Origin of the sequence: Candidatus Stygibacter australis (assembly GCA_030765845.1) — a bacterium.
GTDB classification, from domain to species: Bacteria; Cloacimonadota; Cloacimonadia; order Cloacimonadales; family TCS61; genus Stygibacter; species Stygibacter australis.
In genome coordinates this window covers 1-26,806 of record JAVCDJ010000164.1, presented here as the reverse complement: position 1 = coordinate 26,806, position 26,806 = coordinate 1, and the positions used below count along the sequence as shown (strand labels likewise).

Sequence of the window (26,806 nt, the reverse complement as noted above, 5' to 3'; positions counted from 1 at the left end):
CCCAGATAACCAGAGCATAGTCTGCCATATAGGTTGCATCTGGTCCATCGTCGCCAGAAACTGCGATCTCAAATATTTCATAATCAATGCCAGTGGCATCAAGCATGTCAGCGTAATACGTCTGAGTGTCAGAGAAATCAAGGTCAGCACTTCCATCATCATCAACAAAGAGGATATTAGAAATGTTTGCTCCGCCAGCTCCCGGGGCTTCCCAGGTTACCAGTCCAGTTTCATCATCTACTGCCACATTTGAAGGAGGATAGATGTTTTCCAGCAATTCCACGTTCATCACCATGGTATCAGTGATCCACATGTCATTTTCCACATGATCTTCATATCCATCCATGTGCACTGTCATATCATACACACCCTTCCAGACTTCTTCCCAATATACTCCTACACCGGAAACCTCAGCTTCATAAGAATGAATACCGTCCTGGCATACCAGTGAAACCATAGCTCCGTCCATGGGATCGCCACTATTACCCGAAACATTTACATTAACAGGCACATACATATCAAAGCCGATCTCATTTGAGAAGGAAGGTTCAGATTGAACTCCACCTGTGTATTCCGCTCTCACGCAATACATATACACACCCGGTTCAGTAATTTCCGGCCAGGTGGTATCTTCATACGTAGTATCCTGTAGTGTTTCTACGATCAGATCCCAGTCTTCAAAGTTTTCCACATCATCAGCAAAACCACGTAAGATAGTGTATCCGTCCATACGATCCCGACGAGTATCTGTTTCTGAAGCTTTACTGAAGCTGTTCAAAGCAGTTTCCTTGCTGGTAAAGAGCTGTACTGGACGTCCCCTGTCTTCAGGTTCACCGACATATACATCATCGATATCCCAGCCTTCATATACTACAGAACTATCAGTACCAAAGTGGAAGCGGAACATCACTTCTTCACCATCATAGGTTGAAAGATCAAAAGAAGCCATTACCCAGCCGCCTGAGTTTCCACACCAGCATGCTTCTCCAGGAATTCCAGCATTACTTGTAGTGGCAGCATCTTCTGGATAACCACCTTCTGGTGTGATCAATTCCCAGGAAGCTCCTTCATCCAAAGAAATCTTCACATTACCACCATCAAAGTAATTTTCAATGTCATACCAGTGATAGAATATCAGTTGAGATTCATCTGAGGGAACATCGATTACTGGAGTATAAAGAGATGAATTAGCACTATTAGGGTATTGAGCATTTGGCCATGCACTCCAGCAGTTCTCACCACTCCAGGCATTACCGGCATTACAGCCATTAGCCCATTCCCAGCCTGCTTCGCCTACAAATTCGCCATCATCATCTTCAAAATCATAGAAAGAACTTATCGAGCCTGCTGGTGAATGCCATGACAACCAGGCATTTCCATCGTGATTCTCTTCTACATATACATCAAAGGCAGGATACATCATCTCTGTGATCATGCCTTCATAAGTTACTACATCTTCCATTATATCAATATTATCTTCCAGAGGAGCAAAATTCAAAAGCTCTGCTTCCAGATCATAATTGCCCTTCCAGATCCCGGTTATAGTACATTCTCCCTGGTCATCAGTTATTCCCTCATATTCCTGGAAATTACCGTCAGGATCAGGCTCTGTTGCATCCAGAGTTACTATAGCACCTACTGGAATATCACCGATATTTGTTTCAAGTGCTACTTCCAGAGTGGCATACATATCCTTGCCTACCCAGTTACTGAATGCCGGGTCTGACATATTATTATTAGTATAAACTGAACGGACTCCGTAAGTATAGACAGTTCCGTCTTCCAGATTTACCCAGTTCAGATCAGTATAAGTGGTATCTTCTACGATAGTAGCATTTACCTCTTCCCACATGGGCCAGTTAGCTTCATCTCCAAATTCACCACGGATAATATTATATCCAATCAGTTCACGATCTCTGCGAGTATCCCAACTGGTTGCTGTGCTGAATGGATTTGTATTATGAACTGGCATATATCTGGCATTGCCTACTTCCTGAATACCTTGAGGAAGATTAACAGCATGTTCGCTTACAGCTCCCTTATGAGGAGTGATGCTGCTGAAATCTACTACTGGATTATCATAGCTTACAGTCATCTCGCGACCAGTGGGCCCCTGGATTATTGCGCGCAGCATAAAGTCCTGATAACTAGAAAATGCCCAGGGAGTACCACCTGTTACATAGTGCTCATAGCTTCTGCCCATGGTTGGAGCAGTTTCATCAATTCCAATTCCGGCACAATCTGGATATGCTCCACCCTGAAGGTAGCCCAGGAAGAATTCCGTGCCATCAATTGCTATAGGTTCATCAAATTCAAAAGATACCCAGAAATAATCAGTAGGTGTTACTAATACACTACCCAGCATTTCACCCGGCATTCCGGTGGCTTCATCATAAGCCCAGACTGCTGCTGTGAAAGGAGTGAGAATATTTCCTGCAGGCCAGCTGCCATCATAAATGTGCATGCTTCCACCAGTTATCCAGCAAGGTCCACCCTGAGCAGTAAACCATACTGCACGTTCATTATCAGCATCATACCAGGCTGTAGCATTTTCTGCTTCATCGTCATCATAAATGATCTCATATTCGGGCCAGCTACCTGGAGAATTCCAGGTCAGCTCGCATTCTGTATCTTCAGTATTAACTTCAGCAAGTACATCATAAGGTGGATTAATGATCTCCAGCAAAGTGATCAACGGATAATCTATATCTTCATCAGTAACTACTACTTCTTCGCTCCAGGTCTGATAGCCTTCAAACATTGCAGTGATAGTATAGGTTTGACTACCATTTACACTACTGATAATAAATTCACCATTAGCATCTGTGATTGTTTCCCAGTAGAAAAGATCATTTTCAAGAGTGATGCTCACGCCTTCAAATGGAGTAGTATCCGGTGTATCTGATGCTGTCACATAACCTGTGATGTCCAGCGGATATACTTCTATAATCACTTCTTCCACTTCAGATTCACCTGAATCATAAAATGCCGTGATACCATAGGTATATGTTCCATCAGGAACATCAATATCAGTATATTCCGGATCGACCACATCATCAGCGATCAGGGTACCATTACGATAAATATTATAGTGCTGGAATATTCTTTCAAGTGGTGCTCCAATTCTTACATCATCTATTGCCCAGCCAGGATAGGTATTTACTGAACTATCAGTTCCGAAATGGAACTTGAACATAGCAGTTTCACCTTCATACATTGTGAGGCCAAATGTTGCTAATACCCAGCCAGTAGGACCGTCAGTAAATCCAGGTTCTCCCAGTCCAACAATACTGTCATCAGGATAGCCACCATCAGGTGTAATAATTGCCCATGAAGTTCCGCCATCAATGGAAATTTTCACATTTCCACCATCCCAGCTATTCTCGCAATCCATATTATGATAGAAACTTAATTGTCCGTCTCCAGGAACAGCTACTTCTGGTGTTGTTAATTGCCAGTTTGCATTATTAATATAGTTACCATTTATTGCAGTTACCCAGGCATGAGTACCTGTAAAGGCACCAAAATAACCATCTTCACCCCATTGCCAGCCAGACGCATCATTACTGATAAATTCTCCATCATTAGTATCAAGATCAAAGAATGTTTCATCAGCAGGTTCACTCCACCACAGCGATACGTCATCATCTAACACACTGTAATCCAGACCAGTTATAGGATTCAGATTTTCTGTCAGCTGAATTTCCAATGTATATGGCTCATAAATTGGCACCATCTCATCTTCATAAGTTGCCATATTCTCTTTTGTTACGCGGATATTATAATCGCCTTTCCAGATCATTGGGAAATATGCCTCTCCCGCAGCATCTGTCAGAAGTTCATATTCATTAAGTACTCCATCAGGATCAGGAGTCTGGCACATGAATTTTGCTTCAGCATCAACTACTGGATTACCAAAGAAATCATGTACTGACACAGTTGCATTAGTATAATAATCTCTGGCTACCCAGTTACTGATAGCAGCATCTGCCAGCACATTATTAGTATATTCCGCTTTCACGGCATATTTATAAATATCGCTTTCTACAAATTCCCAGGAGGGATCGGTATAAACAGTATCCATCAAGCCTTCTGCTATCACTTCCCAGTTATCTTCCAGCTCTTCTTCACCTAATAGAAGTCGATATACATTGTAATTCTCTATTATTCTTTCATTAGTATGTGGTAATAAATTAGCTATTGGATGGAAGTTAGGATTATTGGGATGCATCAATCTGTCTTCCGGCATTCCCACATATACATCATCAATATACCAGCCCTGATAAGTTACTGAACTATCTGAGCCGAAATGGAATTTGAACATTACATCTTCGCCCTGATATTCACCAATTTCAAAGGTTATCAGTGTCCAGACCATATCATGGCCATTAAAGCATTCTTCACTATTCAATCCGTAAGCTGTGCCATTGTAGCCACCTACTGGTTGAATTAAATTCCAGCTTGAGCCGCCATCAGTTGATATTTTAATATTTCCACCATCGAAAGTGGTCTCAATATCCATCCAGTGCCAGAATGTGAGTACTGCATCATCTGTAGGAATATTCATTTCCGGAGTTACCAGTTCATAACTTACACTATTGGGATATTGGGCATTCAGAGTTGTACCCCACACGTTGTCTCCACTATAGGCACCAGCCATGGAGTCAGTACCCCATTGCCAGCCCATATTGGCTACAAATTCACCATCATCAGCTTCAAAATCCCAGAAATTACCAGCGCTGGGATTAGGTCCATGCCATACGACATCTACTATTGTGTCTTCATCATTCTGAGTAGCTATCACATCATAAGCCGGGAATGCTATTTCATTAACTACCAGATCACCCAAATCTGTATTACCTGCTCCAATCACTGCTTCGCCTACCAGAACTTCATAACCTTCAGCTACTACGGTCATCTGATAAGTATTTGAAGAATAAACTGTGTTGATGTTAAAATAACCGTCTGCATCTGTGATACCTTCATGAACTCCCATTCCACTTAAGGTCACTATGGCATTTGCCAGTCCGATATCAGGATAATCAGATCCTACTACGCGACCGGTAACTTCCACTTCCGGTGCTGGCTGCAGATAGAAATCCTGATCTGTAGTCTCATCGGCTACAATAATCACAGTTTCAATATCTTCACTATGAGCAAAAAGTGTGGCATGTGCTTCATAAGTGCCTTCAAAAAGTCCCGGGAAGCTGTAATGTCCATTAGCGTCTGTGAAGGTATGAATGCGCTGTTCCAAAAGCTCTATCAGTACACCTTCCAGAGGCTCATTAGTATCTGTATTATAAGCATATCCTGCCATTTGTCCCAAACCAGTAGTATTGATGAACATCATGGTATTAGGATTGCTGCTAAGAGGATTCATTGTAGCAGGTGGATTATAAGGATCATAATCATCTGAATCACTCTGTGCCCAAAGGCAGCGGTCAGTATATTGAGTATCAGTATAATAGAAAGTATCTCCTGTACTGTAATACTGGGTATCCATCACTCTTTCCACAAATACGATCAGATTCTGTCCTTCATATATAAAGGGATCATCAAGATCTACCATGATCTCATTTACACCAATCGGAAAATCAAGAGTTCCACTGTATACCTGGGTCATATCGGTTGCTGATTCCCAGCCGCCACTCAGATTATCCAAAGTAGTATTCTGCATCCAGATATTAATTGGCATTCCGGGCAGATTATCTACAAAGTTATTATAATACATAATAGCAGTAATTGCTCCACCACCAAATCCCTGGGCAGCAAATTCATCTGCATAATAGATTGTCTGAGAAAGAGAATTTCTGTACCAGAAATCTATGGGAGTATAATAATGAGCTGTAGTGGTATTAGGATCACCAAACATGGCAGCCTGACTGTCACCGATCCAGGTCATTTCTGAGCTGGCACTGCCACCATCGCCTATGGAATTATAAGGTGTGATAGTGTAGGCATAAAGACCTTCTTCCGGGATAGAATCATCTGTCCAGGTGGTCATTATTCCTGTGGGCTCAAATTCATCGCCATCACTTCTTACTATATGATAACCTTCAATGGGTTCATTAAATGGTCCGCCATGCAATCCTGTTGTGGGATTTGCCCAGCTTAATACACCATTGCCATCCACATTTGCCAGTGTGATGCTGGTTACTGCAGCAGGTACATCTTCTCCTATATAAGCACCTGCACTGGCACCTACACCTTCTCCGGCATCATTGAAACCAAGAACTGTATAATTGTAGCTTCCTGCTTCCGGCAGATTATCTGTCCAGTTTACCACTCCACCTATAACAGGGTTAGTGATAGTGTGAATAAGTTCATCATTACGATAAACGCGCATCTCATCAAGATCAGTAAGATCATCTCCCATAACTGTCTCAGTAGGATTCATCCAGCCCAGATCAGCAGTAAGTCCACCATTAGGGTCTGGAGTGACTGTGAACATGTCAGGAGCTGCGGGAGCATCTGGAGGTGCATTTTCACCTAATTCATAAACGCAGATATAATCTGGACTTCCCTGCAGTAACGCACCAAGTGTACGCAAAGCAGGATCCCAGTCATTCATATAGCATAAACCACCGGCGATGGCGCCTGTTCCACCTTGTCCGGTTACATCTACTGTTTCCAGAATCTCAAAAGTCTCCGGATCTATTTTGATGATAGTACATCCCGGTGATTGATGGAATGCATATAAAAAAGGTCCTTCCGGATCATCAGGATCAAAAGCCAGCCCATAAAAATCAACTCCTGGATTGTCAAAGGTGTCCAATACATTACCGTCACGATCCCAGTGGGCTATGGGGTCTCCAAAATTGCCACTCCAGAACGTATCTGTGAGAGGATCATAAGCAATTGCACGGACTGCTTGACCTGTTACTTCAATATTGTTTTCAGGTACTGCCTCTCCTGTTTCAGAATCCCAGCAGTAAACTGTGCTGGTCGCTGCTGAGCCATACATGTACTCACCATCATAGGCAAGATCACGAGCTCCGGTTAATGGAGCTGTGATAGCTTCAATGTAATTACCTTCTGAATCAAATTTGTAAAGCTGGTTTGAACCACTCCACTTGGTAGCATAAAAGAATTCACCATCCCATTCCATGCCGGATAGTCCGGTCTGACCTGTAGGTGTGTCCACATCAAACTGCAGTAAATTGTCCCAGGGATCGCGACTTGGGTTAGCGGGGGCATTACTGGAGGCAGAATTCAAATCCCGTCTTTCAAATCTGCCATTGGGATCTTTTGCCATCAATGTGCAGAGTAAAGCAAGACTGAGTAAAATAAATAGAAACTTTTTCATAAAATTTTTCTCCTTATTTTGTTTACATCTAAGTTATAACTTTGTTTACCAATCAATTTCAATTTCATCTTCATTACGATATGTACTATTAAAAAACACTATCAAACTATTAATAAAAATTGCTGAATCTCAAAATGCCTACACCATCATTTTTAAACAATTCATACCTCAAACTTAATATTTATTTGTCAAGACAATAAATTATTTATCAGGAAATTTGATACATTTTACCTGATGGATATTATCACATTCATCAATCTGCTCAAAAAATCTACTCCTGATCATTAATTTAAGGCGATCAATATTTGCTGTGCCCGTAATTCCAGATTACGGAATTCTTCCAGCGTAAGAATCTCTTTTGCTCGCATTTCTGCTGTCCAGGTTTCGGGAGTGGCACTACCTTCAAGGGGTGCTAAGTATTCTAATCCTTTTTTCAGGATGTCAGCTTCTTTCTGATAGATTCCAATTAACTCACCTAGAATTTCTCCATCCGTCTGAAATTTTGCTTTATTACTTTCCAGGTAGCTTGCCGTTATGGCACGCGATCCCACCAGACAGTAATGTATCCAGGTATTGGCAAAGCTCATTTCAGCAAATTTTTCTGCAGTAGCCGTTTTCAGGGTCTCAGTTTTTTTAAGATGTTCCAGCCAGGTATCGATAGCAAAAATTCCATTAGTATATTGATCATATCGTTCAGTTTCATAAAGAGTTTTGGCGAGTTTTAGTGAAGCCGGATATAAAGGTGCGATCTCAACTTCCTCTTTATTATAAATTCTGACAATGGCAAAGGGCATCTTCCAGGCTATCTCATACCCTTCCGTCTGGTCATAATAAGTTCGGCAAAGCAATTCCTTACCACCTTTCTGATATCCGGTGATCACACCCCATTCAGGCACCTTGATGAGATCTATAGCTATCAGAGGCCAGCCTTCATCAATAGATGCCTTGATCTCATTTATCATTTCTGCTTTATTCATATATTTTGCCAGACTGTCCTTTTCGCAATTATCATCTGCATCTAAGTGGATGAATTCAAAATCATAGCCAAGTCCCGTGAGAATTTCTGCTCCAGCATTAAACCCACAGGTTGCATCTGGGGAACTGGGACACCAGCCATCAAAAAAACTTGTCCGGAAACCGTAACCTGAAAGAACCATCATATCTTCATATCCAAGTCCCTGACCTTTCTGCTCCTCAATTCGCATAAGTGAACCCAAGAAGGAGTTATCCATACCCATGCTCCAGTCCAGTTTCCCTATACCTTCTATCATTACAGCATCTTTATTAATCTTATCTTTACGGGGAATAGGCATCAGATAAACCCCGATCTGTCCCGCTGGTATCTGAATCACCAGTAATTCACCCTGACGATATATCTCCACTTCCACCATTTCACTCTTAACTTCACTTTTTAGAGTCCCCAGTTGCTCTACACTCTCCACCATAACACCATCATATTTCAATATTACATCATTTTTTCTGGCACCTGCTGCTTCCAGGACAGAATTTTCAGTAAAGTTAGATATCAATACGCCACCTTTTTCTGGAAATTGCATGTCTTCCACCTTCTTAAAAGTGCTGCATGATATAAGCAATAACATGCAAATAAAAATTATAACAAAGTTTTTCATAATACCCCCCAAGGCAGTTTAGTGCTAAAAAACTGACCAGCAGGTAATTATCTGTCAATATATTCTTTCTGGTAAACTGGCATCCCCCCGAAATTAAAATTTCCTGCTGCTAAGTCACATGTGCAGCGCCGGTGTACTCACAGGTGCGGCGCAGATGACGACCGTTATCAACCAATCCCTGAAAATTAAATTGTTGTGGTGAAAATCATAGATTGCAACTGATAACTGCTCGTCGTTCTCGCCGCACTTCCGGAGTACCGTCAGCGCTGCAAGTCCTACTTATCTGCATGATTATCACTAAATTTCGTGTTATGGACATAAAAAAAACAGAGGGATGCCAGATTCTTTCTGGTAATACGCATCCCCCCGAAATTAATTGCAATTGTATCAGTGCTGAACTATTATATTGAGCCATTCTCATTAACCACCAACTTTAGTTGGTGGGCAATGAATACGAACGATGTGTAGTCACTTTAGTGACTTTAACAGGTATTATAAATAATTATGAAATTATAAAACAGATAAATTAAGCATAGAATTAGTAAAGTGGCTGAAGCCACTCTATGTATTTGTTTTTTCAGCCCCCGATTAAAATCGGGGGTTAATGAGATTGAGAAAATTAGCAACTGGGATGGTATATAACTCATATAATATCATATTGTTAGGCAGTTATCATTTCCAAATTACAGGGGGATGCCTGATTCTTTCTGGTAAAATCCGGTTGTGATTAGATGAAGCCTTTAATCTTGAAGGAAGAAAGTGCATACGCAAGTCTATCTCTTCTTACGAATTTCAATTATAATCCAACCTGATTCGATCAGGATAAATAAACATAAGAAAATGCCCAGATACACACCTATCAACATCTTTGATGGAGAACTAAAAAGCTGGATCAAATATGGAGAATTTTGAAATTTTTTCCATTTTAGGTGATAAAAAAGAAATATTTCATGTCCCGTTATCTGATATAATTCGAGTAATTGCTTTATATGTATCTGATGATAATCACCCCCAGCCGGGGTTTTCAGAATGTCATAATAACTGTTCCCATCCCTGTCATAAAGGGGCAGTTGTAAAATCAAAGCATTAATCCCTTTATTAAAAAGAAGTTCAGCTTTGCGAGAACCTGTATAGATATTGAACTCGTGCAGTCCTAATAATGCATACATCATACCGTTCAACACCATGATCTGCCTACAGTGTTCATCTGCATATTCTTCATACCACCAGGCATCAGGGGTCAGTTTATGAGTTACTCCTCCCTGCTTTATACTGAGGAGCATAAGATTCATAAGACTATCACCAAATGCCAGATAACGGGGATTACCCGTGATCTTGTGAGCTCTAATCATTAACTGTAAAGCCTGACCCTGAGCCATTGCTGAGTGCCATGGAGGATACATGTTATATATTGGGTAATGAAAACGATATGTTAATATCGCTTGACTATCCTGGCGGACAGATGTTTCAATGATCCGGTTGGTACAGTTGAGAAACTTGGCAATATTAGAGCTGTCATGCTTTGCAAAATGCTCCAACCCGGTTTGAATAATTGCTACTGGAATGTATTGTACTCCTATTATCTCACCCTTGATTTTCCCAAGGTCTATAACAGGAATACCGTCAGACCCAATGTCATATTTATCCACGATACTGCTTCTGAAAACATATTGTCTAATAGTTCTAATAGCAATACTTACTGGCGAGTATAATATCTCAACCGAGACGATAGTAAGCAGTAATACTATTTCCAGAAGCACGATCTGAGTAATAAGCAATTTATTAAATCTATTCATATATTTACCGTAAATAAAAAGGATTCTATATGTCAAATAATTTAATAAAATGGGAAACTGCCATATCATCTGCCCCAGCCAAGTAGGAGTTTTGAACGGTATTCCGGGCAAGACTTCTGGCGATCAGTTACCACCCAACTCCAAAATAAGTGGATGTGCACCGCCGGAGTACTCTCAGGTGGGGCGCGAACACGACAGATACTACCCAGAAACTGCCGTCATTTGCGTCCCCTTGTAGGTCAATCGTCCTTGATTGACTAAAAACAACTTAATCAAGATGATTAAGCTACATCAAATTCTCTCTTGTATATAGATTAAATCCTGTTAATCGCTGTTTCTGGTACCTCGCTGCTCGTTTATTCCATTCATCACGCTCATTCTGCGAAAGTGTTTGCCAATCTATAGCAATTTCTTTTATCTTATTATTAAAATAGAGTGTCTGGGGGTTCACGCTGTGGTCATACCTTCGCCGGTGATAGAGCCAGGGATTTTCCCGCTTGTGTTCCTTATAGCTGTAATCCGGGATTTCATAAACCACCTCTCCATGGCACTTTCCGGTGAGGGCAGTGATCCAGTTCACTTTGCTGCGCAGTCCCCTGCGATAGGTCTTTATGCTCTCATATTCAGGTTCAGGCAGGCTTAATACATGCTCCAAATTAGCAGTCAGCCACGTGTAATAAGCTGTCTCCAGATCACCGGAAGAGATGATGAAATTCCGCTGGCAGTATAATTCATCCTGAAAATAACAATCCAGCCCAAACTCGCCTTCTGCATGAAAGCTCAGTTCTACAAATGTGCGTGGTGCGACTTTTTGATGAAAACCCATTGGTGTGCCCTGCCAGCGAAACTCATAATCTCCCCGCTCTCGCACATAGAAAGCCGTCTCACCGCGAAATTTCTGCACTCCAGGTTTCAAAATATACGGCGCGTAATAATTGAGTTTTTTGATCACAGACTTATATTCAGCCAGCCGAAGATTATAAACCGTGACAGCAAAACGCCTGATAGCTTCATTTCGTATCACCAGAGGAGTCCGCTGATAATATGATACCGGGATATAGGGATAATGTTCCTGCGTGCCGTTTCGTTTGGTGCGATACACAATGCCTTCAAATTCGCCATGCACTTCAAAATTGCGCTGAACGAAATCGGTCACGTTTTTTCCTGATAGGTTTTTCATCATAACCACCTTATTTAAATTTTTTTACCCATGCTCTTCCAAGCATCCCCCACATATAAAATAACCAAAAAGTGGAATCAGACAAGAACAACTTAGCACAATCTAACAAAAAAATGTCAGTACGTGCTTTGTTGTTCCGGAAGATTGGCAGATTATGGCTGGTATAGGTCATATAGAGGGTATTGGACTTTCAGGGACTATGGGATTTTTAGGGGGAGGGTAGGGAAAGGTAGTTGACAATTTTCGAGGGATAATTATAAAATAGTATTGTCAGAAAAAAGGAAATAATTAAAAAAATCTGGGAGCAGTTATGGAAAAAAGAGAGATCAAAGTGATGGAGAAAATTTTAAGTGCCAATGACCGGGTGGCAGATGGAATGCGAGCCGAAATGGAGAAAAAGGGGATTTTGAGTATTAATCTGATGAGTTCACCGGGCAGTGGTAAAACTTCATTATTGGAGCGGACATCCAGTTTGATAACTGAGGGGATATTTGCAATTGAAGGTGATATTCAAACTACACTTGACGCTGAAAGGCTTGTGAGTGCGGGGATAGCGAGTTATCAGATCAATACAGGACCTTTTGGTGGGGACTGTCATCTGGAAGCCGGCTGGATCCAAAATGCTCTGCAGGAAATTGATCTGTCGGGAATAGACTATTTATTTGTAGAAAATATCGGAAATCTGGTATGCCCGGCTGAATTTGATGTGGGTGCACATTTGAATGGTGTAGTTTTAAGCGTGACTGAAGGTGAAGATAAACCTTTGAAATATCCCCTGGCTTTTCGCAATTCACAATTTTGCCTGATCTCCAAAGTTGATCTGCTGCCGTATCTGGATATAAATATGCAGCGGATGATCAATAATGTGCTGAAGATCAATCCTGAGATGGAGATAATTATCCTATCCAGTAAAACCGGAGAGGGTATGGAAGATTGGGTGGAATTTCTGGAGAAGAATAAGAAAAGTTAGCCACCATCCTACGCCAAGGCTACGGCACGGCAGGCGGATCTCACGGATGAATGTAATGTATTCTGAGACCTTGCGAATGGTCGATAGACCGCAATGGTTGACCGATTTGAACAAGATATTAACAATGCTAAATGGCATAATGGTATAGATTTAATAGATTCCATCCTCTGACCAACCATTGCGGAGGTCTATCGACCATTCGCAAGGTATTGACTGGTGAGAATTTAACAGTCTCCTTATTCGGCTTCGAGGGTTTCTATGAATAGTTCTTGACCGGATACGATCTCGGTAGATGTGGAGTGGCAGTGAGGGCAGTGGAAATCTGTCTGATTGAGCGTGATGATCTTTTGGCATTCTTTGCAGCGGATTTTCAGTGGAGTGTGTTTTATAATAAGTTGGGCGTTATCAAAGCCCTGAAAATCATCTTTTAATAAATCAAAACAATTCTGCATAACATCGGAGATAACCTGGTGCATATCACCTACAACAATAGTAACTTTTGAGATGGTATCAAGTTCATTCTGGATTTTTACTCTATGAGCGATTTTTAATAATGAAGTGATAAGGCTGGCTTCGTGCATGATCAGCAGATGCGGGGGAGAGGGTCAGCATTGAGCATAGGCAAAGGTCTAAGGCTCCCTAAAGGGGTTTTGAGATATACACCCTTCACCTCATTTGTCACCTTTCCGATTAGCGCAGAATTTTTACCATAGATATTAGCTGTCATCGCAGAGAGTAAATTATCGGTTTGAGCAGGAACAAAGGAGACAATAACACCTTCATTTGCCATATATAGCGGTTCCATACCCAGTAGCTCGCTAACAGCCATAGTTGAATTTCTAATTGGCAGGGCAGATTCATCGATGATGATACCCATGCCGCAATCATCGTAAACCTCGTTTAGGATAGTGGCGACACCACCACGGGTGGCATCACGGATGAAATGGACATCTGAGACGCTTAGCATATCCTGAATAAGATGGTTAAGCGGGGCGCAATCGCTGAGTGGGGGAGGTTGGAGACCGAGCTGGTCACGGCTGTTAATGATGGCAATAGTGTGATCACCAATGTAATTATTAACGATGATTTGATCTCCCGGCTTAATTTTTTGTGTGGAAAGCGCTATACCTTCAGCTAAATAACCTATTCCTGTAGTTGTGATATATACACCTTCTGCATTGTGCTTTTCCACTACTTTAGTATCTCCGGCAATAATTTTTACACCAGCTTCCTGAGCAGCCTTTTGCATGGAATTGACAATTTTCTGCAATTCTGAGATCGGAAATCCTTCTTCGATGATAAAGGCAGCCAGCAGATATGCGGGTACAGCTCCGGAGACAGCAACATCATTTACTGTGCCAGTTACGGCGAGTTTACCAATATTGCCACCGGGAAAGAAAAGGGGTTTAACTACGTGGGCATCAGTGGTTACTACCAGTCCTGGTTCTATGCGGAAGGAGTCAGAGAGTTCTTCCATCTGGAAGGTGCTTGCAAAAACGCTGGAGATAAGGTTTTGGGTGAGTCTGGCACCACTGCCATGAGCGAGAGTTATAATATTATCTTTCATATTTATAATAAGCGGCACAAGAGCCTTCAGAAGATACCATGCAGGGGCCAAGGGGATTGGCAGGAGTGCAGGTACTGGCAAAAAGTGGGCATTGGGGTGGGGTGATAATGCCTTTGAGCACGTCACCACACTGGCAGCCGGTATCTGGCTGTTGATCAGTAATATTCAGGTTATATTTATAAATTGCATCAAAATCACGGAATTCATCTCTGATACCCAGACCGGAAGCAGGGATATATCCCAGACCACGCCACCAGGAATCCTGCACCTGCATTACTTCGTTGATAGTCTGCTGAGCATTGATATTTCCTGTGGGGGAAACAACTCGCTGGTATTCATTTTCAATTTTGGGAGAATTATTCTGATGCTGCTCGATGAGCATATTGATAGCTGTGAGAATATCCAACGGTTCAAAACCAGTTACAACGCCACCAAGATCAAACTCCTGAGGAAGAAATTCATAGGCATTTGAACCAATGATGGCACTTACGTTTCCCGGGAGGATGAAGCCATCTATATTGGTCACAGAAGAATTTAGCAGTGCTTTGAGGGCTGGCGGGATTATCTTGAAAGCAGGCAGAACTGAGAAACCAGTCAGGTTTTTCTTTTTGGCAAGTCTGATAGTATGGGCAATGCCGGGGATAGTAGTTTCAAAACCTATACCGATAAAGATAGTTTCTTTTTTTTGAGCAAGCTTGAGAGCATCGAGGGGAGAATAAACGATGCGCACGTCAAGTCCTGAGGCTCTGGCATCTTCAAGAGTTCCATTATTACCTGGCAGCCGCAGCATATCACCAAATGTGGCAATTGTGACAGATTGGAGATCTATCAGAGAATCTATTATAGATGGAGGAGTAACGCAAACAGGGCAGCCAGGACCGGAAATCAAATGGATATTAGAGGGCAGCAGTTTTCTGAGTGCCCATTTTCCGATAGCCATTGTGTGGGAACCGCAAACTTCCATGATGCGGATATTTTCTTTGAAACCGCTTATCCGGGTGATGATCTTTTGTGCCAGGTCATGGTCCTGGAACATTTTATTTAGCATAGACAGCCTGGAGAAGTTCGATAGTTTTAAAGGCATCATCTTCAGAGATGATATTGATAGCAAAGCCTGTGTGGATGAGAACCCAGTCGCCGATAACAACCTGGGGTATAAAGGTGAGAGAAATCTCCTGGTTTATACCACCCAGATCGACAACGCCGGTGTCATCATGGATTTTAACAATTTTTCCCGGTATGGCAAGACACATATTTATTACCTCATTTATTGCGATGATTAGCAATTACTATCTGTCCCAGAGCAATAGAACCATCATTAGGAGGAAACAGTCTGGGAGCGAAAACTGTAAAGTTATTTTTTTGGAGCATCTTGATAAGATTAGTAAATATTATGGCATTTTGCATCACACCTCCAGCAAGTACTACATTATTAATAGAGGACTCTTTTCGGAGAAGTTTTACTGCCTGAAGAGTAAACTCGATTATGGTATGATGAAACCGGGCTGAGATAAGCGGGTGTGGTTCATTTTGCTGAATGTCGTGGGAAATGCCCTGGAGAACAGGTTTTATTTTAATATTCTGCTGATCAAAATAAAATTCATAAGGCGGATAATCCATGATATTTTCCGGGCAGATAGATTCCAGAGCCATGGCCGCCTGAGCATCAAAAGAAATTTTAGTGACCAGATCAAGCATGGCACTCACACAATCAAACAGCCTGCCCATACTTGTGGTTTGAAAGACGTTCAAATTTGTGGTCAGTTGTTTGGCGATTATCTTTTTCTCAAAATCTGAGATATTATTAAGCAGATCAGTATCAAGCAAATTTTGCCTAAGCCAGGCATAAGCAATGCGAATGGGATTTTTCACGGCAGCATCCCCACCGGGAAGCGGCATTGGCTCAAGGTGAAATTTATTCTGATAAGAGAAGTAATCAGCAATCATGATCTCACTGCCCCAGATGATGCCATTATCTCCCAGACCCGTACCATCATAAGCAATACCAATGACAGGTTCAGATAAACGATGCTCTGCCATAACTGCAGCAATATGGGCATGATGATGCTGAATTCTATAGAGCGGTATTTCAAGTTTTGCAGCAAATCGGGTACTCATGAAATCAGGTTGTAGATCACAGGCAGCAAATTGGGGATCGATCTTGAACCACCGGCAAAATTTGTGATAAGTTTCCTGATAAAAATCCAAAGAATTGAGTGTGTCATTATTTGCAATATAGGGAGAAAGGAAGATGGAATCACCGGCAGCAAGGGCAAAAGTTAATTTCATGGCAGCACCAGCAGCAAAGGAATCCTGCAAAGTTAAGCCTGATGATAAGGGAGAGGGGATATAACCCCGGGAGCGACGGATCATAATATTATGGGGCTGGGCAGCACGAATAACGGAATCATCACATCGATTGAGAATTTCACGGTTGTGGGTTAAATAATAATCGCAAATCTCAGGTAATTCATTTTCATTGGCTGCAATAGGATGATCATGGATATTGCCGGAAGTCATGACGAGATATTTGAAATCATCTTGAAGCAAAAGATGGTGCAGGGGAGCATAGGGAAGAAAAACTCCCAGGGTGGGATTGTTAGGAGCTACAAGGTGAGAAATATATTTTCCCGTAGCAGGTAGGATCAGGATAGGGGCAGCAGGTGACTGCAAAAGCTGATAAGCTTCTGGTTTCAGATCAACAATTTTTTCCAGGTCTTCTTTTCTGCACATCACGGCAAATGGTTTATCTGGCCTGTGTTTACGTTTCCTTAGGTTTTGAATCGGATTATCATCAGTAGCCAGACAAGCCAGATGAAATCCACCAATTCCTTTAATGGCAATAATATTTCCATGTTTAAGAAGTTTGCGAGTGAGAATGAGTGGATCACCGGGAACAGGTTTTTTGTTACTATCAAGAAGCTGCAAACCGGGACCGCATACAGGGCAGGCAACAGGTTGAGCATGAAACCTGCGATTGAGAGGATCGCTATATTCTCCGCTGCAATAATCACACATCTCAAATTTACTCATGGAAGTGGCAGGTCTATCATAAGGTACGGATTCGATAATGGAATAGCGAGGACCGCAATTTGTGCAATTAATAAAGGAATAATCGTGCCTGGGATCAGTATCAGAATTCATTTCTGTAAGGCAATCTGAGCATACAGCCAGGTCGGGGGAGATGTGAGTAATACCAGAATTAATGAGACTGGGCAGTATTTGGAAGGAATCAAAAGTACTATCGGGGTGTGTAGTAACGATCATAGTATCAATTTTTGAGGCTTCTGGGGAGTTATTTTTTAACTGATTAAGGAAATTATTTAGTGAATTTTCATCACCAGTAACAGCGATTTCAACGCCCTGAGAGGAGTTTCTGACATAACCTTTTAAGTTATTATTATATGCTAACTTATATACAAAAGGTCTAAATCCCACACCCTGCACAACCCCGTTGATATTTATAATATACATATAAATTCCTTATCAAATGATATAAATAGAATATTTAAAACGGGAATAAAATTGTCAAGAATAAGTAAAAAAAAATATAGTAAATTAAGATGAAATATTCATAATGAAAAAATATTATTCAGTCTATCAAATAAAAAACCATAAGAGGAGAAAAAAAAATATAATAATTCTTGACAAAATTTTGATGTAAATTTAAATTTAGTCCGTGAACCTTGAAATTAAAGTAATGATCTAATATATAAAGCAGAAAAAAAATATATTTACGGAAGTGTTATGAGTGTCTATTCCATTAGTAAGAAAGAGTGGGCAGAATCACTCATCAGGGTCATCACAGATTATACGATTTATGCTCCTGTAGAAAAGGGTAAAAACGCTGATTACAGGCTAATGAAAGCCAGTACTGTCCAAGATATATCTTATGATTGCGTAATACCCGTTCTCCCCTTAAAGGCATTTTTCTTTCCCATCAAGGAAAACGTAGTTCAGGATCCATCAACGCAGAAGCGGATAATATTAGGAGTGCGAAATTGTGATTTGATGGCTCTTAAACTACTTGATGCGGTATTTCTGGACGAAGATTTTCTGGATATCCATTACCAAACACGACGTGAGAATACTATTCTTATAGGTAATGATTGCCAGAAGATAAAGGAAACGTGCCACTGTACAACATATGGTCTTGCGCCATTCCCCGAAGAAAATATGGATATTACAATTTCACCTGCTGGAGAATTACTATATCTTTCCATATTCACACCCAAGGGAGAGGCGCTGCTGAGCAAGCTGGAAGCCAAAGGATTGCATGAAGTGGAAGGATTGCCGGAAAATGTATATAATAAAAGGAATGCAATACGGAATCTTCTGCAAAAGCAGAACATTGACCTGCCTGACCAGGAAGAGACCAAAGCAGGCATATTAAACACAGATGATGATTTCTGGAAAGAATATGCAGCAAAATGTGTATCCTGTGGAGCATGCTCAGTGATCTGTCCTACATGTCACTGTTTTTTACTTATAGACAGGGAGAAATTTGAGAAGGTAAAAAACTGGGATGCCTGTCAATATCCGGCATTTGAGAAGGTAGCTGCTGGAGAGGATCCTTTGAAGAGGTTGAATAAGCGGTTGAAAAATCGTTATGAGTGTAAATATATCCATAAACCAGGGATGTTTGATGTGCTAGCCTGCACAGGGTGCGGCAGGTGCATTGATGCCTGTATAGGCAAGATAGATAAAAACAAAATAATTATAGCAGCTTGTAAAAAGGATTAGATATGCAGGGCAAAAATATTTATAAACCCATTTTGTTCAAGCTTGATAAAGTAGAGACTGAGAGTTCTTTGATCAAGACATTTTTCATACATCCGGAATCAGATTTTCATTTTAAAACTGGTCAATTTGTGGAAGTGACAATTGAGGGAGTGGGTGAAGCACCTTATACTCCATCATCTTCGGCAACAATTTCTGACCGGATGGAAATCACCATAATGAAAGCCGGTTATGTGACCAACCTGATGCATGAGCTGAAGGGGGGAGAGACTCTTGGGATCAGGGGTCCTTTTGGCAAAGGCTATCCTCTGGAAGAATTTCACGGAAAAGACGTCATTATTTTGGGTGGAGGAGTAGGAATTGCTCCCCTGCGGTGCCTGATCTTAACCATGCTAACCGAAAGTGAGAAGTATAAAAAGATCAATGTCTGCCTGGGAGCACGGACACCAGATGATTTCATTTATAAAGGCTGGTATCCAGAACTGAGAAGACATGAGAAGATCAACCTGGTGCGCACTGTGGATAAAGCAGATGCTGACTGGCAGGAGACGGAAGGTGTGGTGACAGTGCTATTGGATAAGCTTGAGCTTGATTTTTCAGAAGCAGTGGCAGTAGTCTGCGGACCTCCTATAATGATGAAATTTGGCACATATAAATTATTGGAAAAGGGTGTTAAAGAAAAAAATATCTACCTATCGATGGAAAAGAACATGTCATGTGGACTGGGGAAATGTGGACACTGTGCTTTGGGCGATTATTATGTATGCAAAGACGGTCCCGTATTCACTTATGATCAAATCAAGGACTATCCAGATATCTGGATTTGAGAGACATAAATATGAGCAAGAAGATATTAATTGATCTATCAAAATTCAGGGACAGTGAGACCGGCAGTTATAATTATGGAGAATGCATTTACGATTTTCATCCGAATAATCTGGGAATGAAAGACATCATAGAAAGAGCCATGATGAATTTTACCTGCCGTCGTTGTGAAGATGCTCCCTGCATTGAAATCTGTCCTGAAGAGGCCCTGGAACGAGATGAAAATGGGATAATCCAGAGAGCGACAAATCTATGTGTGGGTTGTCAATCGTGTGTAGCTGTATGCCCGTTTGGAACGCTAATGAATGAAATAATCACATCAAAAAAATCGATATGTGATCTGATAACGTGTCTGGAATCAGCCAATCCGCTAAAATGTATGGAGACAGCACCGGAAGGAGCTATCACTCTTACGGAAATGGATGCTGACCCAGCCCAGAATATTTTCCGATTAGATGATCATATATTAGTGAAAGAAGTGCTTTGGGAAGATTTAATAAAAGGTGAATAAAGGAATAAGATGACACGCGAAATTTTTTATTTTTTAATATTTCCCGGATTATTATTTGCAGGGGTGATTGGTGGCTTTTTGAGCTGGGTTGATAGAAAGATCACCGCCAGAGTGCAATTCCGTCAGGGACCACCCTTATTTCAGCCCATGTATGATTTCGTGAAACTTCTGGCAAAAGAGACTATTATTCCTAAATACGGTTCACCGCTAACTTTTCTATTATCACCAGTATTTGCCTTGTTTGGTGCGACTTTGGCAGCAGTATTCATATTACTCCCGATTTTTGGGATTGATGGTGGATTTTCGGGAGATCTGATCGTGATAATCTATGTGCTTAATATACCCTCAGTAACTTATATTATTGGAGGTCTGGCAAGTGGAAATCCGCTGGCAGCAGTTGGTGCATCAAGAGAAATGAAGCTGATATTAAGTTATGAATTACCATTTCTGCTGGTACTCACTTCAATAATAATCAAAGCAGGGATGACGATCAGTCTCAGTGAAATCATCGATGTGCAAATCAGTCAGGGTGCATTTATCGGCAGCATATCAGGGATACTTGGTTTTATCACCGTCTTATTATGCGTGCAGGCAAAGCTGGGATTAGTTCCATTTGATATGGCAGAGGCAGAGGGAGAGATCTGCGATGGGATTATGATCGAAAGTTCAGGTACTGTACTCGCTATCTATAAATTAGTAAAATATATAATGTTTCTGGTGTTACCGGCCTTGATCTGCGGATTATTTCTTGGTGGATTAAGTCTGGTTGGCATCAATATCCTGTGGAGTGTGCTGAAGGTATTATTAGTAGTATTGCTGATAACCCTGATCCGCAACACAAATCCTCGAGTTCGAATCAAACAGGCAATGAGATTCTTCTGGATCTGGATGAATCTTTTTGCAGTGGTCAGTATAATTCTCTCAATTTATGGATTATAGGAGAAAAAATTGGGTTTCAAGGAATTATGTTTCAAGAAATCTTTATGGGTTTACCACTTAAGTGCAGGTTCCTGTAATAATTGTGATATTGAGATACTTGATTGTCTCACACCCAGATATGATATTGAGCGGTTTGGAATGAAGCTGGTGGGAAGTGTACGTCATGCAGATGTGCTGCTGGTGACCGGCATCGTTACAAAGAAAACTTTACCCAGAGTTATTGAAGTATATGAACAGGCACCCAAACCAGTTGTAGTGATTGCCATTGGTGCATGTCCCTGTACTGGAGGAATATTTGCTACGGGTTATAATTTTGCAGGACCGCTTGATAAGGTAATACCTGTGGATCTATACATCCCTGGCTGTCCTCCAAAACCGGAAGCAATGCTGGCGGGAATAGTAAAATTTCTAAATAAATAGCAGGGAAGATATATGAAGATAGAAAATTTCATTGAAGAAGTAAGGAAGAAATATCCTGATATTAAAGTGGAAGAGATCAACCTCAAACGGCTGATGATCTATATATCCAAGGAATTACTGCTGGATATCACAAGTTACTTATTCGCTACTTTGGGATTTCGATATATAATAGTATCTGGCATGGATTCAAAAGAAGGTTATGAAATCATCTATCATTATTCAGATGACTCAAGTGGCTGGGTGATCAATCTTAATGTCATGCTGCCGCATGATAAACCTGAAGTGGAATCCATTACTCCGGTAGTTTATGGAGCAGAGTGGATTGAAAGAGAAATAATGGATCTGCTGGGCATCAAATTTTTAAATCATCCCAAACCGGAACGTTTTCTGATGGCTGAATCCTGGCCTGAAGGTGATTTCCCCTTGCGTAGAAAAGAGAATAAGGAGTTATAAATATGGGTAAAAAAACTATAGTACCAATAGGTCCTTATCATCCTCTGCTGGAAGAGCCGGAATTTTTTAAATTATATTGTGATGGTGAAACTGTGGTGGATATGGTCTGGGAGACAGGCTACAATCATCGCGGGATAGAGAAGATCTGTGAATCAAAGACATTTGAGCAGGTTTTTTATGTAGTAGAAAGAATCTGCGGGATTTGCTCAACTTCCCATCCTTTTGCCTATGCTAATGCGGTGGAAAGTATTGCCGGAGTGGAAATTCCCATCAGGGCAAAATATATTCGCACCTTAATTGGCGAATTGGAAAGAGTTCATAGTCATTTGCTGTGGGTAGGACTCGCGGGGCATTTTCTGGGATATAATACAGTATTTATGTGGGCCTGGAAATATCGCGAGCCAGTTCTTGATATGTTTGAGATGATCACAGGTAACCGCAATAGTTATGCCATGTTCACTATAGGTGGAGTTAGACGGGATATTGATGCCGAGAAAGCCAAATTGCTCTATAAGGTATTAGATGAAGTAGAAAAGAAGAATAATCTCTTAATTGGTGCAGTGATGGATGATCCGGTAATTCATGCCAGATTAAAGGGAGTAGGCGTTCTTACAGCTAAAGATATACATGATTTTGGTGCAGTAGGTCCCACAGCCCGTGCTTCAGGAGTGGATATGGATATTCGCAGGGATGATCCATATGCAGCTTATGATCTTGTGGATTGGAAAGTGATCACTGCTCAAGGTGGAGATGTTTTTGCCAAGGCAGAAGTAAGGTTGCTGGAATTGATCGAATCAATCAAGATCATCCGTCAATGTCTTGATTACCTGCAGAAAAATGAAACAGGTGATATCAAAGCAAAGGTCAAGGATATTCCAGCAGGAATTGGCATAGGACGTGCTGAAGCACCCAGAGGTGAGGTTTTTCACTTTGTGAAATCAGATGGCGGGAATAGTCCTGTAAGGCATAAGATAAGGGCACCCAGCTATACCTGTATACCCACCTTTAGAAGATCATGTATTGGTGGGACAATATCCGATGCTGCCATATCTACAGCAGCAGTTGACCCATGTTATTGCTGCACAGAAAGAATGAGCCAGGCTTATGATGTGAAGACGGGAGAAAAACTTTATAATGCAGCAGAGTTGATAAAATTATCCCAATCGAAAACGGAAGAAATAAAAAAGCGGCTTAATAAAAGGTAAAATTATGGTAAATTTTCAAATTATTATCTTTTTCCCGATCCTGGCAGGAATTATACTGTTTATCTTACCCGAAGTCCTGAAAACGGTGAAAGGAATTATCACATTAGCTATATCTGCATATCTATTATACCTCGCTGTAAGGGTTTTCGCCTTGCCTTCCGGTTTTTACCTGATACCGTGTCAGATAGCATTTTTAAGTGATTACCTGAGAATGAATGTGGATGCCATCAGCAAACTGATAGTGCTATTTATCGGAATATTCAGTTTTCTGTATTCCTTGTATTCCTTAGGCTATATAAGTAAAAAACAGAAGTTGCATGATTATTATTCATATTTCCTGATAACTTCTGGAGCTGCCTTTGGGGCTGCTCTGGCAGATAATCTGCTGTTCTTTATTTTCTGCTGGGGTATTCTGGGTTTGACATTATACATGCTGATAAGGGGTAAGGATGAAGCAAGCTCTTCAGCTGCTAAAAAGACCTTGATCCTGATTGGTGCATCAGACTCTATTCTGATTTTAGGTATTGGGATATTATTTAAAATTACCGGTTCTTATAATATTTCAGCAATCAATATCAGCACCAGTGGAGCACTTGCTAATGTAGCATTTCTGTGTTTGCTGGTAGCAGCTTTGACCAAGGCAGGAGCAATGCCTTTTCATACCTGGGTACCAGATTATGTGGAGCATGCACCGGCATCAGCCTCAGCATTTCTTCCTGCTTCCCTGGATAAACTGCTGGGTATTTATTTTCTAGCGCGAATATGTCTGCATTTATTTAATCTCACAGCCTGGTCGACAATGCTTCTGATGATAATCGGTTCATTGACTATTATCTGCGCAGTTATGATGGCATTAGTGCAGCATAATTATAAGAAACTTCTGGGTTATCATGCTGTTTCGCAGGTAGGTTATATGATCACAGGACTGGCATTAGGCAGCCCTCTGGGCATAGCAGCCGGACTTTTCCATATGGTAAATAATGCCTTATATAAAGGCGGATTATTTCTCACAGCAGGCAGCGTGGAGAAACAGACTGGTGAACAGGAAATCGATAATCTGGGAGGATTATCAAGATTAATGCCCATAACCTTTTTCTCAGCAATTATTTTTGCCATTGCAATCTCAGGAATTCCACCGTTAAATGGATTCTACTCTAAGTGGATGATCTATCGAGGTATAATTGATTTTGGCTCAGGCACAGATCTGGTCAATAAACTCTGGATAGTCTGGCTGGGACTTGCAGTGCTTGGTTCTGCTCTCACTCTTGCCAGTTTTATAAAATTAATATCAGGAGTATTCCTGGGAAGGATGCAGGAAAAGTTTGCCCAGATCAAAGAAGTAAAATTCTGGATGTGGTTCCCGCAAATTGCCTTGGCTGCAACCTGTATATTCTTTGGTTTATTTGCTGCCAAGGGAATAATACCATTCTTATTTAATTTTGAGCCCATATCTTCTAGTCAGAATATAACCGGATTGTGGGAATCTCCCCAGGTATCGATATTAATTCTGATATCTATCATTTTGGGAATAATAATCTATGCTATTGGCAATATTGGCAAACATCGTCAGGAAGATAGCTTTGTTGGTGGAGAAAAAGTACAGAATGAGATGAATTTTGCTCCTTCAGATTTTTATAAAACTATAACAGAATTTAAATTGACGGCGTTCTTCTATAATGCTGCCAAAAAGAAATGGTTTGATATCTATCACCTGGGAAGAAATACTGTATTGGGTTTATTTAACATCTTCAGTTCCTGTCATACGGGTATATTATCCACATATCTGGTATGGGTAGCTGCTGGATTAGCAATAATATTGCTGATCCTCATCTAAAGGATATTATTATGGAAATATATTTAATTATTATGCTGGTTTTGATGATTTTTGGTTCGTTGTATTCTCTGCATGCCAAAGATCTGCTTTCTGCCGTGATCTCTTATGGTATAGTAGGATTTGGGTTAGTGATCTCGTTTTTACTGCTTCAGGCACCAGATCTGGCAATTGTGCAGGTTGTGATCGAGATTGTCACACTGGTTATCATGATCGCAGTTATCAAAGATACCACAGAAAAGGAAGACAAGCAGACTGCCCGCTTCAGTCAGTTTATCTACCTTCTGGTTCTATTGCTGTTTACGATCGCTTTCTACCTGGCATTTGATAAGATCTCAGGCAGTTTGAGTCCCTTTGGACAGCATGCCACTAGAATGGCTACTGCTTACACTCAAGGAGTACATGAAACCGGAAGTGCTAATCTGGTAACAGGTGTAGTATTTGGTTTCAGGGCATATGATACTTTGGGTGAGGCTACTGTGCTTTTCACGGCTGTGATAGGTGTTTTGACCATTCTGAGGTTAAAAGGCAAAAAGGGAGAGTGATAATATGAAAGGTATGACGATAATTGTAAGAAAAGTAACTCAGTTCATAGCTCCCATAATCTTTCTTTTCGGGATATATATCGTGTTTTATGGTCATTTAACTCCTGGTGGTGGTTTTGCTGGTGGAGTGATAATGGCAAGTGCCTTTATTCTGCAGATCCTGGCAAATGGAGAAATTCTCGATAAGCTTCGTAAGGAAGAATCCGGACTGGAATTTCTAGAAAGTGGAGCAATACTCGGATTTATAATAATTGCAGGATTTGGTTTGATCCTTTCAAGTTCATTTGTGTTTTTCAGTAATTTTATTAATAAGGGTGTCATTGGCAAATTACTCAGTGCAGGAATGATCCCGCTGGAAAATATTATTGTCGGTACCGAAGTATGTGCTGCTATAACTACAATTTTCATTGCTCTGGTTGTATATAAGGATGAGGTAGCTTTATGATACCATTTATATTGTGTTTGATCCTTTTTCTCATCGGATTATATGGTATAATTACGCAAAAAAATCTGATCAAGATCATTATTGGATTGGCAATCATGGAATACAGTGTAAACCTGTTTCTGATCATGATTGGATATGTTGATGGTGGCACTGCTCCCATTTTTGCTGAGAAGTTTCATATCGGCAGTTATGTAGATCCTCTACCTCAGGCAATGATCCTCACTGCTATTGTTATCGGATTAGCAACAACTGCTCTGCTTCTGGCGATGGCTATCAGATTATACAGAAAATATGGTACTTTTGATATCAGAAAGATAAATAGTCTAAAAGGATAAAAAATGAATGCATTGATCCCGCTTTATGTAGTAATTCCATTAGCTTCTGCCTTTATAATGGCAATTCTGGGGAGATTAATAAAAAACATTGGTAAAGTAGTCGTGGT

21 protein-coding genes are annotated in these 26,806 nt (G+C 40.9%); 12 read left to right on the top strand and 9 right to left on the bottom strand.

Features of this window, described 5'->3' with window-relative positions; translation table 11 throughout:
* The 4 genes from RAO94_08145 to RAO94_08130 all read right to left on the bottom strand — a co-directional run.
* Positions 1 to 7,306: carboxypeptidase regulatory-like domain-containing protein (locus RAO94_08145; protein MDP8322307.1), on the bottom strand; the 7,306-nt coding region annotated here is incomplete at its 3' end.
* Between the two features lie 284 nt (positions 7,307 to 7,590).
* Positions 7,591 to 8,937: a PDZ domain-containing protein gene (locus RAO94_08140; protein ID MDP8322306.1), complete on the bottom strand. Its 1,347-nt coding sequence runs from the start codon at positions 8,935 to 8,937 to the stop codon at positions 7,591 to 7,593.
* Positions 8,938 to 9,710: 773 nt separating this feature from the next.
* Positions 9,711 to 10,733 carry a D-glucuronyl C5-epimerase family protein gene (locus RAO94_08135; protein MDP8322305.1) on the bottom strand — a complete coding sequence of 341 codons (1,023 nt, stop codon included), beginning with the start codon at positions 10,731 to 10,733 and terminating at the stop codon, positions 9,711 to 9,713.
* A 286-nt stretch (positions 10,734 to 11,019) separates the two neighbouring features.
* A complete protein-coding gene (locus RAO94_08130) occupies positions 11,020 to 11,916 on the bottom strand; it encodes a hypothetical protein (GenBank protein ID MDP8322304.1) in 897 nt (298 codons plus the stop codon).
* 307 nt (positions 11,917 to 12,223) lie between these two features.
* Between RAO94_08130 and hypB the strand changes: the two genes are divergently transcribed.
* On the top strand, positions 12,224 to 12,883 hold the full coding sequence (hypB, locus tag RAO94_08125) for a hydrogenase nickel incorporation protein HypB (GenBank protein ID MDP8322303.1): 660 nt from the start codon (positions 12,224 to 12,226) through the stop codon (positions 12,881 to 12,883).
* Between the two features lie 236 nt (positions 12,884 to 13,119).
* On the opposite strand, the gene RAO94_08120 is transcribed toward hypB, so the two are convergent.
* The 5 genes from RAO94_08120 to hypF are packed head-to-tail and all read right to left on the bottom strand — an operon-like array spanning position 13,120 to position 17,924.
* Entirely contained in the window at positions 13,120 to 13,464 is a 345-nt protein-coding gene (locus RAO94_08120) for a hydrogenase maturation nickel metallochaperone HypA (protein MDP8322302.1), read from the bottom strand.
* Positions 13,465 to 13,466: 2 nt separating this feature from the next.
* On the bottom strand, positions 13,467 to 14,450 hold the full coding sequence (hypE, locus tag RAO94_08115) for a hydrogenase expression/formation protein HypE (protein MDP8322301.1): 984 nt from the start codon (positions 14,448 to 14,450) through the stop codon (positions 13,467 to 13,469).
* The gene (hypD, locus tag RAO94_08110; GenBank protein ID MDP8322300.1) at positions 14,440 to 15,486 is read right to left on the bottom strand and encodes a hydrogenase formation protein HypD; all 1,047 of its coding nucleotides are present in this window, start codon (positions 15,484 to 15,486) and stop codon (positions 14,440 to 14,442) included. The genes hypE and hypD overlap by 11 nt, the downstream gene beginning before the upstream one ends.
* Before the next feature lies 1 nt (position 15,487).
* Positions 15,488 to 15,703, bottom strand: coding sequence for a HypC/HybG/HupF family hydrogenase formation chaperone (locus RAO94_08105; GenBank protein MDP8322299.1), 216 nt, complete (start codon positions 15,701 to 15,703; stop codon positions 15,488 to 15,490).
* A gap of 10 nt (positions 15,704 to 15,713) precedes the next feature.
* On the bottom strand, positions 15,714 to 17,924 hold the full coding sequence (gene hypF / locus RAO94_08100) for a carbamoyltransferase HypF (protein MDP8322298.1): 2,211 nt from the start codon (positions 17,922 to 17,924) through the stop codon (positions 15,714 to 15,716).
* Positions 17,925 to 18,197: 273 nt separating this feature from the next.
* Between hypF and RAO94_08095 the strand changes: the two genes are divergently transcribed.
* The 11 genes from RAO94_08095 to RAO94_08045 are packed head-to-tail and all read left to right on the top strand — an operon-like array spanning position 18,198 to position 26,699.
* A complete protein-coding gene (locus tag RAO94_08095) occupies positions 18,198 to 19,193 on the top strand; it encodes a 4Fe-4S dicluster domain-containing protein (protein ID MDP8322297.1) in 996 nt (331 codons plus the stop codon).
* 2 nt (positions 19,194 to 19,195) lie between these two features.
* A complete protein-coding gene (locus tag RAO94_08090; GenBank protein ID MDP8322296.1) occupies positions 19,196 to 20,017 on the top strand; it encodes an FAD/NAD(P)-binding protein in 822 nt (273 codons plus the stop codon).
* A gap of 11 nt (positions 20,018 to 20,028) precedes the next feature.
* On the top strand, positions 20,029 to 20,526 hold the full coding sequence (locus RAO94_08085) for a 4Fe-4S binding protein (protein ID MDP8322295.1): 498 nt from the start codon (positions 20,029 to 20,031) through the stop codon (positions 20,524 to 20,526).
* 9 nt (positions 20,527 to 20,535) lie between these two features.
* Complete coding sequence (locus tag RAO94_08080) at positions 20,536 to 21,465, top strand: NADH-quinone oxidoreductase subunit H (protein MDP8322294.1); 930 nt, start codon at positions 20,536 to 20,538, stop codon at positions 21,463 to 21,465.
* Between the two features lie 9 nt (positions 21,466 to 21,474).
* Positions 21,475 to 21,885, top strand: a complete 411-nt coding sequence (locus RAO94_08075) for an NADH-quinone oxidoreductase subunit B family protein (GenBank protein ID MDP8322293.1) — start codon at positions 21,475 to 21,477, stop codon at positions 21,883 to 21,885.
* A 12-nt stretch (positions 21,886 to 21,897) separates the two neighbouring features.
* A complete protein-coding gene (locus tag RAO94_08070; GenBank protein MDP8322292.1) occupies positions 21,898 to 22,338 on the top strand; it encodes an NADH-quinone oxidoreductase subunit C in 441 nt (146 codons plus the stop codon).
* 2 nt (positions 22,339 to 22,340) lie between these two features.
* The gene (locus tag RAO94_08065) at positions 22,341 to 23,543 is read left to right on the top strand and encodes a nickel-dependent hydrogenase large subunit (GenBank protein MDP8322291.1); all 1,203 of its coding nucleotides are present in this window, start codon (positions 22,341 to 22,343) and stop codon (positions 23,541 to 23,543) included.
* Positions 23,544 to 23,547: 4 nt separating this feature from the next.
* Positions 23,548 to 25,377 (top strand): proton-conducting transporter membrane subunit, encoded by a 1,830-nt coding sequence (locus RAO94_08060; protein MDP8322290.1) that lies wholly within the window; start codon positions 23,548 to 23,550, stop codon positions 25,375 to 25,377.
* An 11-nt stretch (positions 25,378 to 25,388) separates the two neighbouring features.
* On the top strand, positions 25,389 to 25,919 hold the full coding sequence (locus RAO94_08055) for a DUF4040 domain-containing protein (protein MDP8322289.1): 531 nt from the start codon (positions 25,389 to 25,391) through the stop codon (positions 25,917 to 25,919).
* 4 nt (positions 25,920 to 25,923) lie between these two features.
* Complete coding sequence (locus tag RAO94_08050) at positions 25,924 to 26,364, top strand: MnhB domain-containing protein (protein ID MDP8322288.1); 441 nt, start codon at positions 25,924 to 25,926, stop codon at positions 26,362 to 26,364.
* Positions 26,361 to 26,699 (top strand): cation:proton antiporter subunit C, encoded by a 339-nt coding sequence (locus RAO94_08045; GenBank protein MDP8322287.1) that lies wholly within the window; start codon positions 26,361 to 26,363, stop codon positions 26,697 to 26,699. Before RAO94_08050 ends, RAO94_08045 begins: the two co-directional genes overlap by 4 nt.
* Positions 26,700 to 26,806: the final 107 nt, after the last annotated feature.

What these genes read in the sequence shown, in the direction of transcription:
- RAO94_08095 (MDP8322297.1), top strand. Translation starts at nt 18,198, where the DNA reads ATGAGTGTCTATTCCATTAGTAAGAAAGAGTGGGCAGAATCACTCATC.
- hypE (MDP8322301.1), bottom strand. Translation starts at nt 14,450, where the DNA reads ATGAAAGATAATATTATAACTCTCGCTCATGGCAGTGGTGCCAGACTC.
- RAO94_08140 (MDP8322306.1), bottom strand. Translation starts at nt 8,937, where the DNA reads ATGAAAAACTTTGTTATAATTTTTATTTGCATGTTATTGCTTATATCA.
- RAO94_08085 (MDP8322295.1), top strand. Translation starts at nt 20,029, where the DNA reads ATGAGCAAGAAGATATTAATTGATCTATCAAAATTCAGGGACAGTGAG.
- RAO94_08065 (MDP8322291.1), top strand. Translation starts at nt 22,341, where the DNA reads ATGGGTAAAAAAACTATAGTACCAATAGGTCCTTATCATCCTCTGCTG.
- RAO94_08055 (MDP8322289.1), top strand. Translation starts at nt 25,389, where the DNA reads ATGGAAATATATTTAATTATTATGCTGGTTTTGATGATTTTTGGTTCG.
- RAO94_08050 (MDP8322288.1), top strand. Translation starts at nt 25,924, where the DNA reads ATGAAAGGTATGACGATAATTGTAAGAAAAGTAACTCAGTTCATAGCT.
- RAO94_08105 (MDP8322299.1), bottom strand. Translation starts at nt 15,703, where the DNA reads ATGTGTCTTGCCATACCGGGAAAAATTGTTAAAATCCATGATGACACC.
- RAO94_08080 (MDP8322294.1), top strand. Translation starts at nt 20,536, where the DNA reads ATGACACGCGAAATTTTTTATTTTTTAATATTTCCCGGATTATTATTT.
- RAO94_08070 (MDP8322292.1), top strand. Translation starts at nt 21,898, where the DNA reads ATGAAGATAGAAAATTTCATTGAAGAAGTAAGGAAGAAATATCCTGAT.
- hypB (MDP8322303.1), top strand. Translation starts at nt 12,224, where the DNA reads ATGGAAAAAAGAGAGATCAAAGTGATGGAGAAAATTTTAAGTGCCAAT.
- RAO94_08135 (MDP8322305.1), bottom strand. Translation starts at nt 10,733, where the DNA reads ATGAATAGATTTAATAAATTGCTTATTACTCAGATCGTGCTTCTGGAA.
- hypF (MDP8322298.1), bottom strand. Translation starts at nt 17,924, where the DNA reads ATGTATATTATAAATATCAACGGGGTTGTGCAGGGTGTGGGATTTAGA.
- RAO94_08090 (MDP8322296.1), top strand. Translation starts at nt 19,196, where the DNA reads ATGCAGGGCAAAAATATTTATAAACCCATTTTGTTCAAGCTTGATAAA.
- RAO94_08120 (MDP8322302.1), bottom strand. Translation starts at nt 13,464, where the DNA reads ATGCACGAAGCCAGCCTTATCACTTCATTATTAAAAATCGCTCATAGA.
- RAO94_08060 (MDP8322290.1), top strand. Translation starts at nt 23,548, where the DNA reads ATGGTAAATTTTCAAATTATTATCTTTTTCCCGATCCTGGCAGGAATT.
- RAO94_08045 (MDP8322287.1), top strand. Translation starts at nt 26,361, where the DNA reads ATGATACCATTTATATTGTGTTTGATCCTTTTTCTCATCGGATTATAT.
- RAO94_08130 (MDP8322304.1), bottom strand. Translation starts at nt 11,916, where the DNA reads ATGATGAAAAACCTATCAGGAAAAAACGTGACCGATTTCGTTCAGCGC.
- hypD (MDP8322300.1), bottom strand. Translation starts at nt 15,486, where the DNA reads ATGTTCCAGGACCATGACCTGGCACAAAAGATCATCACCCGGATAAGC.